This window comes from Paenibacillus sp. FSL R7-0179, from assembly GCF_038002265.1.
Taxonomy (GTDB): domain Bacteria; phylum Bacillota; class Bacilli; order Paenibacillales; family Paenibacillaceae; genus Paenibacillus_AQ.
This window is the reverse complement of record NZ_JBBOCC010000002.1, coordinates 359,559-375,063: the sequence shown is the minus strand read 5'-3', so window position 1 is coordinate 375,063 and position 15,505 is coordinate 359,559. Positions and strand designations below refer to the sequence as shown.

Here is a 15,505-nt window from a genome sequence, read left to right as displayed (position 1 = left end):
CTATTCATTGCTCAATCTTCCCGGACCCTATCCCCTGAAGCAGGATCTGAATTCCCGCACGGTAGTATGCCCTGATCGTCTCCGGGGTATCGGTCCGCCCTGTGATCTCATGGACCCGGCTGATTCCCTCCAGCATGGCGCTGAGCGTGATTACATAGTTCTCCAGATCACCACGGATCAAATAACCGGAATCCATCCCCTCTTGCAGCAGTACACGGCAGGCCTCTGTCACCGATTCGAAAATATGCGAGAGGCGCTCACGGATCTCCTCCGACAGCGTATGGGATCTTCCGTATTCCTCCAGGGCATGAATTAGCGGATTCTGGACATCTTTTGCATAATGATCCCCAAGCGCGTATAGACGGGCTTCCGTTCCGCTAATCCCGCTCCGCAGCTCCTCCCACTCCTTGAGCCACTTCAGGGTATCCACCTCCACCACGTACAGGAACAATTCATCCTTGCCCGGAAAATGGTGATACAGACTGCCCTTGCTAACCTTCGCGGCTGTGCAGACCTCGTTCATGCTTACAGCGCCATAGCCCTTTTGCGCAAATAAACTGGTGGCATGCTCCAGAATCCGGCTCTTCGTTTCTTCTCCATCTGAACGTCCCTTAATGGTTATCCCTCCTCTAGACCGACCGATCGGTCCAATTATAGCACGCAGTTATGTCCCCGCACAACCCCCATCATCCATACTCATCTATCCCCCCGATATATCAATAAGTATATATGGGACTGACGCCAAAAAAGGCAGCACCGGAGTTGATCCGGCCTGCCTTTTGTTACGATTATTGATATTGTCTCCCCGCCCCGGGGTTCAAAAATCAATCAGCCCCAGGCTGATTTGCAGCGAATCATCCACCAGCTTCATGGTCTCATCGTCCAGGTGGGTGATTTTATCCGTTAAGCGTTGCTTGTCAATGGTACGAACCTGCTCCAGCAGAATCACAGAATCCCGGTCAAAGCCATGGGCAGCTGCATCAATCTCGACATGCGTCGGCAGCTTGGCCTTCTGGATCTGGGCAGTGATAGCTGCCACAATCACAGTCGGGCTGAAACGATTGCCAATATCGTTCTGAATGATCAGTACCGGCCTTACTCCACCTTGCTCAGAACCCACAACCGGTGAAAGGTCGGCAAAAAAAACGTCGCCGCGTTTAACAATCAATAGTTACACCCCGCTTACTAAGCGGCCAAGAGTACTGTCTGCATCTTCCTCTGCGAGAAATGCCTCGCATGCCATGGTCAAATTAATCTTAGCCATTTCCATATAGCCCCGCTGCATGGACTCGCGGATGGTACGTTTTCTCCGATCGCTCAAGTACAGCTTCATGGCCTGCCTGATCAATTCACTACGGTTAGAGTTCTCCAGTTGAACGATCCCATCTACTTCCTGCAAGAGATGATCGGGCAAGCTGATCATGATTCTTTTGGTGTTCTGCAAATTGGCCACCTTCTCTTCCACCCCCACAAACCTTCTGCCCTTGTGTTCCAGTGTTACAATATACAAGGAATTTTATACAAGGAATATATGCCGCCAGTATATCAAGTATGCTGCATCCCATTATAAACTAGAAATGGCGGTTCGTATAGACTATAAGTCACAAGCTCTACACGGTATGTTCCTTATATACAGTTCCTGTACTAGGTATCTGGTCAGGGTATTAGGCTTGCAGCAAGGGATTAACGAGGTTAGGTAGTGTACCTTGGCGTACATACACGCGCGGTACCCGGTGAGCCAGCATACAGATTACTTCGTAGTGGATCGTCCCTAAATGGAGCGCCAGTTCATCTGCCGTGATCGACTCGGTGCCCTGGCGGCCGATGAGTACAACCTCTTCGCCTGCTTTGATTTGTTCCGCTTCTAGAGCGAAAGATTTGAGTGATACCATACACTGGTCCATGCAGATCGTTCCGACGACAGGAACGCGGCGTCCGCGTATTAGCACCTCCGCTTTGCCTGTTAGCATGCGGGAATATCCGTCAGCGTACCCCACGGGGAGCGTAGCGATAACCTCATCGTCTGCCGTGAAGTACCGGGTGCCGTAGCTGATGCCTGAGTCAGGCGGCAGGGTTTTGACATATACAGCCTGCGTCTTCAGCGTCATTACCGGGTGCAAGGCCACCAGCTCGCGGTTCACCTCAGCCGAGGGGTAGAATCCGTACAAGCTTATGCCTACACGCACCATGTTAATGGATAGTAGAGGTGTATCAATGGCCGTAGCGCTATTGCCCGTATGTATGATCGGGATGGTAATGTCCATGTCCCGAAGCGCTTCCGTCACGCTCATGAACCGTCGGTGCTGCATTAGTGTATAGCTTTTGTTGCGTTCGTCTGCTCTGGCAAAATGGGTAAACATGCCTTCAAGCTCCGCCTGTGCCACCGCATGAACCTCAGCGATGAATGCAGGCGCATCCTCCGGCAATAAGCCCAGTCTTCCCATTCCGCTGTCAATCTTGATGTGTACCTTCAGCCGGTGCTCCTTCTCTACAGGAAGGGCGCTAACCGCTTCCAGTACCTCCGGTGTGAACAGTGTAACGGTAATATTGTTCTCCCAGGCTACGGCAATGCCCTCCGGTGAAGTATAGCCCAGCACCAGGATAGGAAGTAGTATTCCCGCCTGACGCAGCTCCAATGCTTCATCCAGAAAAGCAACACTGACGTAATCTGCTCCAAGCCGCTCCAGCTCCCGCGTCACCTCCACTGCTCCATGTCCATACGCATTTCCTTTGACGCATCCCATGAACTTGGTCTCCTGCGGCAATACGCCGCGAAAAGCTTCGTAGTTGGCACGCAAATCATCCAGGTTAATCTCGGCTGCTGTCGGCCGATAGCTTGCCTTCACTTCAGGTCACCTTCTTACATTGTAGTAAAACATCTCTGCCTTGTTCGCACAGATCAGAAGTCTTACTGCCAATGGTAATGCTCGTGAAGGCCGCTGTCAATGTGAGCAATGTGTAGGCAAAAAACGGATACCGCGGGTAGAGGAATGATTCCCACCTTGCGCAGTATCCGCCCACTGATTTTTATTTACCCGATTGTTCCTCCATAGAAGCGGCTATTTGCATCATTTCCGTAACTGGCAGATTTGCGCTTGTAATCCGGTACTCTACACCCTCGCTCATCCAGGTCAGCGTATGCTGCTCATCCCCGCTAAGCAGGCCTGCCGTGAAGCCCAGATCGACCAGTGTTCCGGGAGCCAGCGACACCGCACGGTCCAGCGGACGGGCTTCCATAATCGTATACTGGTAGATACCGTCATAGCGGATCAGCACCGCATGGTCCTTGCTGCCTTCAATCTTATTGGTGTCCTTCAGCTTCACACCGGCCGGAATGTAAGCCGGCTCAATGATCCCGAAGTCGCCCAGCTCGGCCGTAACCGGCTCACCGGTCTGTTCACTATCTTCAGAGACCACCGGATTGCCTTCCTGATCCACTTCCGCCATCGTATTCTCGGAAGGGCTGCCGGCCGCCATATTCTTCTGCATATCGAAGGAATCTGCTGTGAATTCCGGATCGAACTTGAAGCTGTCGAAGGTCACGTTCACCACTACCTTGGCTTCGGAATCCGATACCTGCACCTGCTTCGGCTCATAGGTCTTTTTGTTCAGCCAGATCTTCTGGCGGACCAGTGCACTGCTCTGATAGTTGGCAGCGACCTCGAACACATAATTATCCCCGTCCTCCACGAACTGCCGGTTGTTGTCGTTGACAATTCCCTTCAGCAGCGTCTGGTACAGATACACCTGACCCTGGCTGTCCGGCCAGTCGCTCTGGAAGCGGAAGCTTTTGCCAAGGCTTGGGGTCAGGACGAATACGCCCTCATCATTGCGCAGCACAATCTGCTTCACGTCCTTCTGGACGTTCGACAGGCTGATCCGGTAATACGAAGGATTCTTATACCATACCTCCACCTTGTAATCCTGCGGCTGCTCTCCGGTGTACAAGGTCATCGTGCCTGAGCCCTGATAAGCTCCCTGCTTGCTCTCCAGCTTGTCAGACACTTGATTCAGATCCTTGACCACAGAGGCGGCATCCTTCTTCCCGCACCCCGCCAATACTAAGGCCACGCTCATAATGATCGCGAGTACCCATGTTATCCGGCGCATGACATCATCCCCTTAACCTGTTTTGAATGCATTGATTAGTACATGTCTATGAAGGACTTGACCTCAATATGCAGACGGGCATGACAAGCATGAAGAATAGTAGAAACGCTACTTGCAAAAAAGCACCAGCCCGCAATCCCTGCCATGCTCCGGGATTGCAGTCTGGTGCTCTGATTCATCCTATGCCTGTCTACGCCTCGTACCTGTTCCCTTATCCGCTCCTCAGCGGCTTACCAGTTAATCGACTCTGCGATCTTCAGCACCTCAGCCCGGTCAAGACCGCGGGTGCTGAGGCTATACATCACGCCGTTCGCTTCCCAGTCCAGGCTTCTGTCACTGACCAGAACCGCATCCGTCCCCTTAAGCTTCACCTGCTCCACCTTGTCGTCAGTTGCCATTGAAAAGGCATTCTCCTCATTGGCCAGGCGCAGCTGCATCCAGATCCGCTTATTCTTATCCTTGCTGCCAAAGAGCAGCTCAACAATCTGACCGCTTACGCCCTCCTCATCCTTATAGAACTCCCCATGGTCAAAGGCAAAGCCCTCAGGCAGGTATTAGGCATGGGGGTAAAGATACTGTCCAGTGAGAAGAAGCGCTGCCGCGCGCGGCTCCGGTAATAATCATTCACTACGTTGCGGGCAATGGCGAACAGCCACACTTCCAGCGGTGCGTTCTCCGGGGAATAACCGGGTAGCTTGGATAGTGTCTTCTCGAACACCTAGCTGGCCAGATCCTCGGCGGTGTAACGGCAGCTCACACGGTAGGCGATATAATTGAATATCCGTTTATAATAGGCTTCAAAAACCGCTGCAAACGTAAACTCTATCTCTATATGGGCAGGAACCCTATCATGTATTAAAGGCAGCAATGCGCGCTCTTGCATTCCTTATGCCCTCCCTTCCAGGCTGAATTTACTTGGCCAATTGAACCTCCACACCCTTACAAGGGTGGGATTCTTAGCTAGTTAGCGGGCGCATCCGTTTCCGCTTAGCCCTACTGCTAAGTTAAGGGCGAGTTCATTCGCCCATCCTAGATCAGAGCCTATAGCTATCTAGGCTGGCAGACTGTTACCATCTGCCACAGGTTGACGCATGATGTTAATCGCACCGACCCGATCCCGATGTGCTGTATAACCGCATTCGCATTGATACGTTCGATCCTTTGCTTTGTTCCGCTCTCCACAAGAGGGACAGGTTTGCGAAGTGTATGCTGGATTCACTTCAACCACTTGGATTCCAGCGAGTGTCGCCTTATATCCGATGAACATTTGCAACTGATAGAACGACCATTGATGCAGATTCTTGGCGTTTTTACGACTTGTTCTTGTCGTCTTACGGATATTCGTCAGCTTCTCTAGCTTGATGACAGATACCCTTTCTTGAATCGCCATATTCACGATCTGGCGGCTAATTTTGTGATTTTGATCTTTCATAAAACGACTTTCCTTGTCGTTCTGTTTACGGATCGCGGATAACTTTTTAAGCTTTCCTAATTTGCGGCGATAGCTACTGTACTTACGGCGAACAAACTTATTTTTACGTCCGTTTCCGCAAAATTTGGTCTTCCCGCTAGAGGTAAAGACAACTGCGGGCACTTTTAAGCCTAAATCAATCCCCATCACTTCATGACCATCGGCTGGTTGGGTCGGCCGGTCGATTGAAATTTGAACAAACCATTTCGCTGATTTTTGAACAACTCGCAGAAGTCCAAGCTTCCCATTCGAAAGCATGTCCCGCTCCCGATCCGAAAGAAGCGCAGGGATCACCAGACGTTGTACTTTTCCTTCCAGCATCACTGGAAAAGAAATGTGGTTGCCCCAAATCTTATAATTTTGATTATTCACGTAATACACCCTCTTTTGGAGATGAGGTCGCTTCTTCGTTTTCTTAAACCGCTGAAATAGGCTTTTGGCGTCTCGAATCACTTGATTCTTTACGGCAGAGGGTAGATTGGCATGTACGGTTTTTGAAGTTAGCTTCGGAAACGTTCCGGACCTTTCGGCTTGCTCCGTTAATTCGTTGACGGTTCGGATATATTCATTACCCATATCCACCAATACAGACGGATGGGTTGGACAAATGCGGATTTGAATCGTTACGGTTTGCAGGGTTTCACCCCCTCTTTTTTTGTTCTTCAACATATTGTTTGATCGTTTCGCTTGAAACGTTCCCTGCCGTACTGACCAAGTAGGCACGAGTCCAGAGGGAAGGCAAGTGGTTCAAGTGCTTAAATTGTTCACGGAGGCGACGGGAAGTGATTCCTTTCAATTTCGCCATAAGTTCTGCGGGAGAATCGGTTGGCAGTGCGTTTAGAAAAATATGCACATGATCAGGCATGACTTCCATTGCGAGTAACTGCCAATCCTGTTCGGCACATATCTCCATAACGATTTGCTTAAACTGAATCTCTACTTGATCGACTAGCACTTTACGTCTGTATCTAGGGCAAAAAACAAAATGATAGTTAATTAATGATACCGTTGTTTTGGTATTTCTATAGGATTTTCAATTTTGACAGCATAAGGATGTTCCTTAAACAAAGACGATTAATCCCACCCAAAAGGAGTGGGCTTTCTCGACTAATTTCTGTAATTTACATGAGCTAATACGCTCTATCTATCGAATCCATTACATATGCAGGCACAAAAAAAGACAGAGGCTCGAAGCTCCCCTGCCTACTGTAGTTTTTTAGGAATTACTGGCTATGCGCATTATTGCTGAACGCGGCAAGGCTCCTTTTCTCAAGCTTGCTCCTTCTTCCCGGTCAAAAAGTAGATCAGCGCCAGCCCTGGCAGTGCCAGCCCGATTAGAGTGGTCAGACTCCAGCCGCCGTAAGCGTACGCCCAGCCCCCGAGTGATGATCCCACGGCACCTCCAATGAAGAAAATCGCCATGAACAAGCCGTTCAGCCGCCCTCGGGTCTCATTGCCCAGTGAATAAATCGCCCGCTGCCCCAGCACCAGATTACCGGACACGCTCATATCGAGCAGAATCGCCGTCAGCACCAGCAGGCCTAGTGTAAGATTGGAGCTATCCCTCAGCAGGTAAGCCAGGATAAAAGAGAGAGCGGCCAGTGAAATGCCAAGACCGGTCAATAACCGGGTCCAGCCCTTGTCAGCCAATCTGCCCGCAATCGGCGCGGCTACAGCTCCGCCCACACCAGCCAGGGCAAACAGGGCGATTCCTTGCTGGGACAGATGAAACTCGCTGGACAGGTGCAAGGGAACGGTCGTCCAGAACAGACTGAAGGCGCCGAACAGACTGGCCTGGTATAGAGCGCGGCGCCGCAGCACCGGCGTATGTGTGAGCAATTTGCCCAGAGAGCGGAGTAATTGTCCGTATCTCAAGCCGGGAGCGGGCTTCCGGGCGGGCAGAATACGGGACAGGAGCAGCGTCAGCAGCGCCGTTACGACAGCCGAGACGATGAAGATGGATTTCCAGCCCCAGAGTCCGGCCATGAAGCTGGCGACCGGGCGGGCGAACATAATGCCCAGCAGCAGTCCGCTCATTACATTGCCTACTACGCGGCCGCGATCTTCCTCTGTGGCCAGATAGGAGGCATAGGGCACCAGGACCTGCGCTGCTACCGAGCCCAGCCCGATCAGCAAGGAGGCGGCGAGGAACAGCGGTGCATTCGTTGCCAGGACGGACAGCGCCAGGGCCGCCACAACCAGAATCAGCGACATCACAGTCAGCCGGCGGTTCTCAATAATGTCGCTGAGCGGGACAATGAACAGCAGTCCGGCTACGTAACCGATCTGCGTCAGGGTAACGATTAGCCCTGTCGCTCCGGCCGACAGATGAATCGCCTGCCCGATGGGCCCCACCAGCGTCTGGGTATAATAGAGATTTGCCACAATCAGTCCGCAGGATACGGCCAGCAGAAATGTGATCCAGCCGGGAACAGCTTTGCCGGCTTCAGGGGAATCTGCTTGTTGTTGCAACGGAACTCCAGTCTTCATTTGAAACTCCACCTTCCAATTTTTAAATACTAAACGCTAAGTACACTAATTAGTCATGGACAAATAATATACTAAACGTACAGTATTGTAAATAGGCAGTTTTATGGTATACTCCAATTATAGTTGAACCAGCACTGTCAGGAGGAATCATCGTGGAGAAAAAAAGAGGCCGTCCGCGCAACACCGAGGCCAAGAACGCTATTCTAAACGCTTCATATGAATTATTGCTGGAGACCGGCTTCGGCGCAGTTACTGTGGAGAAGATCGCGGAGCAGGCCCAGGTCAGTAAGGCAACGATCTATAAATGGTGGCCGAATAAAGCGGCGGTAGTAATGGACGGATATCTGTACGCTGCTAACGCCAGACTTCCTATCCCCGATACCGGTTCCGCCAAAGAGGACATTCTGATTCATGCAGGAACGCTCGCGCAGTTCCTCACCAGCCGGGAAGGTAAAGTCATTACGGAGCTCATCGGTGAAGGGCAGTCCGATGCCGGACTGGCGGAGGCGTACCGGAGCAGATATTTCGGCCCGCGCCGCCAGGAGGCCTGGAAGCTGTTCGAACGGGGGATTGCCCAAGGGGATCTGAAGCAGGGACTTGATATCGGGAGCTGTATTGATCTCGTCTATGGACCCATCTTCTACCGGCTGCTGCTGACCGGGGGAAACTTGGACGAAGACTCCGTCAGAGCCTTGGTGTCACTTGCCCTTCAGGCGCTTGAAGCTTGAGGCTTCTCGCCTCTGCTGAACAACAAGTACCCCCTTTCTAAAAGGGTCCCGCCATTTCAGAAAGAGGGTGCTATGGTTGAATTTTAGCGAGTTGCAGGCTTAAACATGTACCCCATCTTTTTCAAATAGGGGTTCAGCTTGTCAAGTAACGCTGTCTGCTCTGCCATCCTATCATCCGGTATAGGCTCCAACCGACTGCCGTCCGGTCCTGTGAGTGATGCATTGTACTCCTTCCATTGCTCTATCAATTGCCGGACTCTAGCCAGCTCCTTCCCGCTAAAAGTCTGTTCTGCCTTATCCAGCAACCGGTCACTGAAAGCGGCGAAATCAGAATCCGTCATAGTTGTTGCTGTAAGTGGGGCTCCAGCCTGATTGAGCTTGGCATTAAATGGCTCAACTTCAGCAGCCAACTTCTTATAGCGTATCAAGTCTGTATCACTCAGCTTATCGAATTGCAGCACGCCCTGCTCATCTGCAATCTGCCGATTATAGACGGCTAACTCATGCAGCAAAGAGGTTAACGCTTTGAAATCTTCCTCACTTAAGCTGGACCTTGACTGCTGAAGCTTAGCCTCAAGCCGGTCATATTGCTGCTGGGTTCCTCCAATCTGTGCCAAGCTATCCTGTGAGCCATACAGAGTATCCGCCAGATAGTTATAACCGGCATAAGCTCCGGTAGGAATAATTAAGGCCGCCGCTACTATGGCCGCCATTAGCCATTTTTTCATACGTCTACCTCCTTGTCCTGTTGGAATTCTGTCCAGAATCTTCTCTTTCAGTTCGGGTGGAGCATGTACATTCCCGGCTTGTTCCTGAAGTGCGCACCGTAAATCATGTTCGAGACTCATACAACTCCTCCACCTTCCCCAATCTGATCGTATCCGCCTGATGCTTCCGTCTTAGCTTCTGCAATGCGGCATGAAGCCGTGATTTCACTGTCCCGAGCGGGATCTGAAGAATTACCGATATCTCCTCCTGTGAGTACTCATGCAGATAATGTAGAATGATGACTTGCTTCAGCTTATACGGCAAACGGCTAACCCCTTCGGTAAGTACCCGGTTTGTCATCCGCTCTACGACATCGCTGGAGAAATCCTGTACCATCGTCTCACTGGTCAGCTCCGCTTTGTTCATAATCCGCAGATGTCTCCAGCTTCTGCGCCTGTAAGCATGAACCTGCCGCATCGTGAGCCCCATAAGCCAGGGTCTAAAAGGTTGCGTCCTGTAACAGGCTTGTCTTATCTTTGTTAACAGAACGTGACCCGCAGGCGGAGTTTTTCATTTATAATACAAGAGATTGGAATTTCCAGACTCCGGAGGTTATCTTATGAAAAAATTAATTACCGCTGCCGCTATTGCCCTGCTCCTCGCAGGCCATGCGGCCGGTTCATCCATAGATATTGCCCATTCTGCTGCTGCTCCTCTATCCCTTGTTGTGGATGGACAAGCCGTTCTTCCCGGGGCTCCCCCCTTCCACTCAGGCGGCACATTATACGTACCTGCCCGCACGCTGCTGGAGTTCTACCCGATGCAGTTACAATGGAACAACACCCTTAAGCAGCTTACTCTTTTCACGAGCTGGGACAAGACGATTCTTACGCCCGGTAGCGCTTCTACGCAAGTGACTTATACACAAACGGACGGAGGATATCAAGAAGAACTGGACTCTCCTGTGTTACTGAAGGAAGGCCGTGTGTATATTGCGGCAGCTACACTGGACTCCCTTACCGGAGCGGTTACAGAGCTGAATCCGGGAGGAAGCCGGGTAACTGTTACCCCGGGAAGTCTTAGCACCACCGTCAGAGTACCCGCAGCTCCCCTTGCCGTTGCAGAGAATAATTCCAAGGTGAAGCTGTACGCTGCGCTCAAGGACGGCAATACCTACAAAGGGTTCATTCTTGAAGTGAACGGGAAAAAGCAAAGCTTCAACTGGACCGTATCCAGGGTCTATTCGCACCCGCCTCAGCTCTTCTATGCCGATGTAGATTCGGACGGCAAACCGGAGATTGCGGTTGTGTTCACTCTGGGTACCGGTACCTCGCTGGTTGCACAGGAGGTTCATGTGGTTAAGCCTGAACAGTGGAAGGAAATATCGGTGCCTGCTGCGGACAAAGCGGCCTCCGCTGTAGTCTCCTCCAGTATTTCGCTGGATAAGGCTGATGTCCTGCTGAAGCTTGAGCTTACAGGACCTGTTCCCTCTAAGGTGACGCTCAGACTCCCGGACCGAGCTGAGGACGGCCTGAAGTATTTCGGCAGCAAAGCGGCTATTGGCGCAGTGACCTACTACTCAGTAGAGAATAACAAACTGCTCGCAGATACCAGCTTAATGGTCGGCATGACCGAGAGTGTCGGTACCCTGAAGCTGGAGTATAAGGCAGGCAAGACGGGGATGGAGCTGGGGTCTATTGCTTTTGAGCCGCATGAACGGAGTGAAGCCATTGTGGAGAAATAATCCGCTGCCGGAAGGAGAGGCTTGCAATGATTGATGCCCATATTCATCTTGACCAATATGAGGACAAGGTATTATCCTCCATGCTGGAGGGACTGCCGGAGCAGGGCATCGAGTCACTGATTGCCGTCTCGATGAATCTCGCTTCGAGCAAGCGAACTCTGGAGTTAGCAGCCAGCTATCCGGGCCTTGTGAAGCCTGCGTATGGTTTCCATCCAGAGCAGGCGCTGCCTACAGAGGAAGAACTGAACGTGCTGCTGAAATGGGTTACCGGCCATGCGGACCGTATGGCCGCTATTGGTGAAATCGGCCTTCCCTACTACTCCCGCGCCGAAGCTGCCGCACGCGGTGAAGACTGGGATATGGAACCCTATCTCGGGCTGCTGGGCAGACTTCTGGGCCTCGCCGCCCAATTAGCCAAGCCAGTCGTGCTGCATGCTGTCTATGAGGATGCGTGGACCGTATGCGATCTGCTCGAGCAGCATGGCCTTACGCAGGCCCATTTCCACTGGTTCAAGGGTCCCGCTGCTACCGTTGACCGGATGATTAGCCGGGGTTACTACATTTCCTTCACTCCCGACATCCTCTATGAACCGGAGATTCAGGAGCTGGCACGCCGCTATCCGCCGGAGCTGGTCATGGCAGAGACAGACGGCCCGTGGCCGTTTGAAGGACCGTTCGCCGGGCGCACCACCCATCCGGCTATGGTCCATGACGTTGCTGCCGCCTGGGGGGCGCTGCATGGATATTCGGTTGCCGAAGCCAGAGCGAAGCTGACGGCGAATACGGTGCGATTTTATGGGTTATAGGGCTAGCCGCTCTACTTAAATACAGCATCAGACCTGATTAAGGTGCAGGCGAAATGCTTAAGTGTATTCTGTATAACTAAATTGTTTGATTTACGGCTGAATAACCGGTTAGTTGTATTTCATACATTTAAAATCCCTCATAATCCGGGATCTCGCCCATTCGGGCAAATTTAGTTGTACAAAATACAGTTAGAAGAGGAAATCCTTCCCTTTGACTGTTTTTAAATGTATAGAATACAACTATCTCCGAATGTCTGCTTCAACCCCGGTCTTTGAAGACAGCTGATCACGATAGGTTAAATAGCCATCCGCCGGACCGCTACTTCATCTTCTATGAACTCCATAACATAAATATCCGGCTTCGTTGTTTGCATCAGGAAGTCCAGACCATATTCCGGGTCAAAATTGCTCATCATCAGGGACATCACCATGCCATGGGTTCCGATGACCACTCTTTTCCCAGCATGGGTCTGCAGGATATCCTTCAGCGCCTTCACCGCCCGCGTCTGGCATTCCCGGTTCGATTCCCCGCCCGGCAGGGCGTAATCCGGATCGGTGTACATCTTCTGTAGCACTTGATATAGCTCATCATCCGGCAGCTGCTGTTCGCCCTCCATCCAGACCTTTTCCCTCAGACCATCGATCAGAATGATTTCCTGCTCCAGTTGATCCGCCAAATCCGCAATTGTGTTGACCGCCCGGATATACGGGCTGCTGTACATCACATCTATCCCTTCATCCTTCAGGCATTCCGTGACCCGCAGGGCATCCTCTTCGCCCTTAGGCGACAAGCCCCGTGTCCATTCATCCACTCCTGTACGGAGCGAATCCCCGTGCCTCACCATGTAGATATAAGTTGTCATACGCTCCTCCTGTTCCTCTATTATTGCACCGCCCCCTGGACAGCGCTATCTGCTGTCTCCCTTGCCGCCGGCCAGAGCTGGCGCTGAAGCAGCACCCCCGCAAGCCCCAGAATCAACAACAGCAAGCCGATGTTAACAAAAATCCGGGCCGGGCCCGCATACTGCACCAGCACACCGCCCAGCAAAGGCGCTGCAATCATTACCGCGCTGAGCACGGTATTTTGGATGCCGAAGATGCGGCCGGTCATGTGCGGCGGGGTTTCTTTTTGCAGGCAATAATTGAACGTAACCATAAACATGCCGTTTCCGGTCCCCAGCACAAACCCGAATACCAGCACCCACAGCATCGACGCCCCCGGCTGAAGCAGACCCAGCGCCGCAATCGACCCGCCAATCAGCACATACCCAAGGCCCAGCTTCCAGCCATACCTGCCTTCCGATTTCAGCTTGTTCAGGATCAGAATGATCAACACGGCCCCTGCTCCCGTGGCGGCCACCATCCAGCCCAGCAGCGATTCGCGCTCCGGGGCGAAGATCCGGAACAGACTGGTGAATTGAAAATCAACCACCTGAATCACCAGTGATCCGGCGAGTCCAAATAGCATTGCAGTCAGCAGCAGCCGGCTGCGCAGCAGGAAGCCCCAGCCTTCCCGCCACATGGTGAGAAGCGGGAGCTTGCCTTCCTTCGCTTCAGACTGCCTGCTGTCTGCTTCATCCGTGCGGATATTCTTGACAGACAACAACAGCAGGTAAGAGCAGCCGCGCAGCAAGGCATTAAGCATGATGCACCACTGCGGCGTAAGAAAGGCGAGAGCCAAACCTCCGAGTAAGGGACCGGCGATCTTGGAGCCCTGGTTAACCAGTCCGTTCAGAGACGAGGCTTGCAGCAGCTGATCCTCTCTCACAAGACTGCGGGTCAAGGACTGCTGGGCCGGCATATTCAGTGTGGACAGCGCGGATCGAAGCGCCAGCAGCGGCAGCAGCCAGACCATGCCCGGCGCGAACAGCACCAGCAGGGTCACCAGCGCGGTCAGCAGATCGCAGATGCGCATCAGCTTCAGCTTGTTCATCCGGTCGGCGGCTGCGCCGGCAACCGAGCCGAGCAGAATGCTGGGCAATGCCAGCGCTACCGGTATGAGCGCCAGCATTAGCGGGCTGGCATGCCAGCGGTAGCCGACCAGTACCTGAATGGCCAGCGCGTCGAACCAGTCGCCGAAGCTTGCGGTGGCGAATGCGGTGTAGACCCGCATGTACGTTTTGTTGTGCAGCAGGCTTGTTCCCTGCTTGGTTGATTGCTCCATCTCACATTCCTCCAGGTTACCTATAATCTTAGATGATCCATCTATGATCCTAAGATAACGGAGGATTGTCAGAGGAATATCAGGGGGCTTCCAGCAGCCCCAGCAGCAGCTCTTCAAGCGTCTGCTCCAGCCGGGGCAAGCCGTAGGCTTCAAGCCCTGTAGTGAACAATTCCTCATATTTGCGGTCCAAGGTGCTCCCCGCCTGGAACATGCGGCAGAAATGGTGAATCCGGTAGACCGAGTAGAGCCGCAGCGGAATGAAGCCGGACATCTCCATCACCTGCAGTCCCTCCTGAATCAGCTTGTCTCCTTCTGCCCATTGTTCCCGGCGCAGCGCCCAAAGTCCTTTTACCACCTTATAACTGCCAATTTCGCGCAAAAACGGCTTATCCCGCAGGATCTTGCTGACCGCTTCATCCAGCCGTTCCAGCTCTTCATCTCCTGCACCCGCAGTAAGATGGATGAACAGCTCCGTAATCATCGTGACAGGTATGAAGTTCTCGAACCCGGGTCCTGCGATAACCTGATAGGTGCGTTTCAGGCGTTCCAGCGCCAGCTCCGGCTGCCCGGCAAGGGTGTATAAGTCCAGCATGGTCAGAATCTCCAGCTCCAGCTGATCCGTCGGATTCAGCAGCTTCCGCTCTATGAGACGCTCAGCATACTCCACCTTCTCCTTGGGATTGCCAATGAAGAAGTAGAACAGATTGAGGTAAAAGAGCCGGTCCTTCAGCGGAATCTCTTCCGTATGAATCAACCACTCCAGATCTCCCTGCACGAAATGAACCACCATCGCATAATGCGGGTCCAACTCAAAACCAAGGATGTCCTGCTGGCGAGCCAGCGTCAGTATCGATTTGCCCTGGCCGTACACATGGAATTTTGAGAAAACCTCGCGCATGGTATCCCGCAGCTCAGAGTCATGCGTTGCCGGATTCACCGCTACGCCCGCAAGGCTGCCGGGAATCGTCAGACTGTAGCCGAAGCCGCGGATCGTCTTAATGTCGATTCCGCCTAACGGCCTGAGCTTCTTGCGCAACCGGTAGATGTGATCATCCACCGTCCGCTCCACCGGATATTCCATCGGCCACACTTTATCCAGCAGCTGCTCGCGGCTGAAGGTCCGCCCCCGGTTGCGGTACAGAAACTGCAGCAGTGCGAACTCCTTGGGCAGCAGCTCTACCGTTAATCCTCCGGTGGATACCTTATATTCACTTGCGATCAGCTCCACATGCATGGCCGTGCCTCATTTCTTCTGATTTCTTTCATAAGAGAAAGTATACATCA

At 52.6% G+C, this 15,505-nt stretch carries 18 protein-coding genes and 1 pseudogene; 3 read left to right on the top strand and 16 right to left on the bottom strand.

All coding sequences use genetic code 11. The features are described from left to right. Nucleotides 1–4: 4 nt before the first annotated feature. The 11 genes from MKX63_RS18360 to MKX63_RS18310 all read right to left on the bottom strand — a co-directional run bounded on the left by MKX63_RS18360 (nt 5) and on the right by MKX63_RS18310 (nt 8,071). A complete protein-coding gene (locus MKX63_RS18360) occupies nt 5–574 on the bottom strand; it encodes a TetR/AcrR family transcriptional regulator (protein WP_341023100.1) in 570 nt (189 codons plus the stop codon). A 243-nt stretch (nt 575–817) separates the two neighbouring features. Continuing rightward, complete coding sequence (locus MKX63_RS18355) at nt 818–1,168, bottom strand: type II toxin-antitoxin system PemK/MazF family toxin (protein ID WP_036697332.1); 351 nt, start codon at nt 1,166–1,168, stop codon at nt 818–820. 3 nt (nt 1,169–1,171) lie between these two features. Next, nucleotides 1,172–1,453 carry a CopG family ribbon-helix-helix protein gene (locus MKX63_RS18350; protein ID WP_036697455.1) on the bottom strand — a complete coding sequence of 94 codons (282 nt, stop codon included), beginning with the start codon at nt 1,451–1,453 and terminating at the stop codon, nt 1,172–1,174. A 211-nt stretch (nt 1,454–1,664) separates the two neighbouring features. Then, nucleotides 1,665–2,846, bottom strand: coding sequence for an alanine racemase (gene alr / locus MKX63_RS18345; RefSeq protein ID WP_341019102.1), 1,182 nt, complete (start codon nt 2,844–2,846; stop codon nt 1,665–1,667). Nucleotides 2,847–3,027: 181 nt separating this feature from the next. Then, the gene (locus tag MKX63_RS18340; RefSeq protein ID WP_341019101.1) at nt 3,028–4,110 is read right to left on the bottom strand and encodes a LolA family protein; all 1,083 of its coding nucleotides are present in this window, start codon (nt 4,108–4,110) and stop codon (nt 3,028–3,030) included. Between the two features lie 230 nt (nt 4,111–4,340). Then, a complete protein-coding gene (locus tag MKX63_RS18335; RefSeq protein WP_341023098.1) occupies nt 4,341–4,661 on the bottom strand; it encodes a DUF4367 domain-containing protein in 321 nt (106 codons plus the stop codon). Next, nucleotides 4,604–4,828, bottom strand: coding sequence for a hypothetical protein (locus MKX63_RS18330; RefSeq protein WP_341019099.1), 225 nt, complete (start codon nt 4,826–4,828; stop codon nt 4,604–4,606). Before MKX63_RS18330 ends, MKX63_RS18335 begins: the two co-directional genes overlap by 58 nt. Next, nucleotides 4,829–4,993: a hypothetical protein gene (locus MKX63_RS18325; protein WP_341019098.1), complete on the bottom strand. Its 165-nt coding sequence runs from the start codon at nt 4,991–4,993 to the stop codon at nt 4,829–4,831. A gap of 168 nt (nt 4,994–5,161) precedes the next feature. Beyond that, nucleotides 5,162–6,250: an RNA-guided endonuclease InsQ/TnpB family protein gene (locus MKX63_RS18320; RefSeq protein ID WP_341019096.1), complete on the bottom strand. Its 1,089-nt coding sequence runs from the start codon at nt 6,248–6,250 to the stop codon at nt 5,162–5,164. Beyond that, nucleotides 6,222–6,578 (bottom strand): IS200/IS605 family transposase, encoded by a 357-nt coding sequence (gene tnpA / locus MKX63_RS18315; RefSeq protein ID WP_341023096.1) that lies wholly within the window; start codon nt 6,576–6,578, stop codon nt 6,222–6,224. Before tnpA ends, MKX63_RS18320 begins: the two co-directional genes overlap by 29 nt. Before the next feature lie 272 nt (nt 6,579–6,850). After that, nucleotides 6,851–8,071 carry an MFS transporter gene (locus MKX63_RS18310; protein ID WP_341019095.1) on the bottom strand — a complete coding sequence of 407 codons (1,221 nt, stop codon included), beginning with the start codon at nt 8,069–8,071 and terminating at the stop codon, nt 6,851–6,853. Between the two features lie 152 nt (nt 8,072–8,223). Between MKX63_RS18310 and MKX63_RS18305 the strand changes: the two genes are divergently transcribed. Further along, nucleotides 8,224–8,799, top strand: coding sequence for a TetR/AcrR family transcriptional regulator (locus MKX63_RS18305; protein ID WP_341019094.1), 576 nt, complete (start codon nt 8,224–8,226; stop codon nt 8,797–8,799). 83 nt (nt 8,800–8,882) lie between these two features. Here MKX63_RS18305 and MKX63_RS18300 read toward each other — a convergent pair whose 3' ends face one another. Together MKX63_RS18300 and MKX63_RS18295 are read right to left on the bottom strand one after the other, a co-directional pair. Continuing rightward, complete coding sequence (locus MKX63_RS18300) at nt 8,883–9,527, bottom strand: DUF3600 domain-containing protein (protein ID WP_341019093.1); 645 nt, start codon at nt 9,525–9,527, stop codon at nt 8,883–8,885. Nucleotides 9,528–9,630: 103 nt separating this feature from the next. Beyond that, a pseudogene (locus MKX63_RS18295) lies at nt 9,631–10,017 on the bottom strand (sigma-70 family RNA polymerase sigma factor); the annotation flags it as partial. 109 nt (nt 10,018–10,126) lie between these two features. On the opposite strand from MKX63_RS18295, the gene MKX63_RS18290 reads away from it, so the two are divergent. Beyond that, a complete protein-coding gene (locus tag MKX63_RS18290; RefSeq protein ID WP_341019091.1) occupies nt 10,127–11,251 on the top strand; it encodes a stalk domain-containing protein in 1,125 nt (374 codons plus the stop codon). A 26-nt stretch (nt 11,252–11,277) separates the two neighbouring features. Further along, the gene (locus MKX63_RS18285; RefSeq protein ID WP_341019090.1) at nt 11,278–12,057 is read left to right on the top strand and encodes a TatD family hydrolase; all 780 of its coding nucleotides are present in this window, start codon (nt 11,278–11,280) and stop codon (nt 12,055–12,057) included. 296 nt (nt 12,058–12,353) lie between these two features. On the opposite strand, the gene MKX63_RS18280 is transcribed toward MKX63_RS18285, so the two are convergent. The 3 genes from MKX63_RS18280 to MKX63_RS18270 form a co-directional block, all read right to left on the bottom strand. Further along, the gene (locus MKX63_RS18280) at nt 12,354–12,920 is read right to left on the bottom strand and encodes a histidine phosphatase family protein (RefSeq protein WP_341019089.1); all 567 of its coding nucleotides are present in this window, start codon (nt 12,918–12,920) and stop codon (nt 12,354–12,356) included. 20 nt (nt 12,921–12,940) lie between these two features. After that, nucleotides 12,941–14,221: an MFS transporter gene (locus tag MKX63_RS18275; RefSeq protein WP_341019088.1), complete on the bottom strand. Its 1,281-nt coding sequence runs from the start codon at nt 14,219–14,221 to the stop codon at nt 12,941–12,943. A 79-nt stretch (nt 14,222–14,300) separates the two neighbouring features. After that, nucleotides 14,301–15,455, bottom strand: a complete 1,155-nt coding sequence (locus MKX63_RS18270; protein WP_341019086.1) for a winged helix-turn-helix domain-containing protein — start codon at nt 15,453–15,455, stop codon at nt 14,301–14,303. Nucleotides 15,456–15,505: the final 50 nt, after the last annotated feature.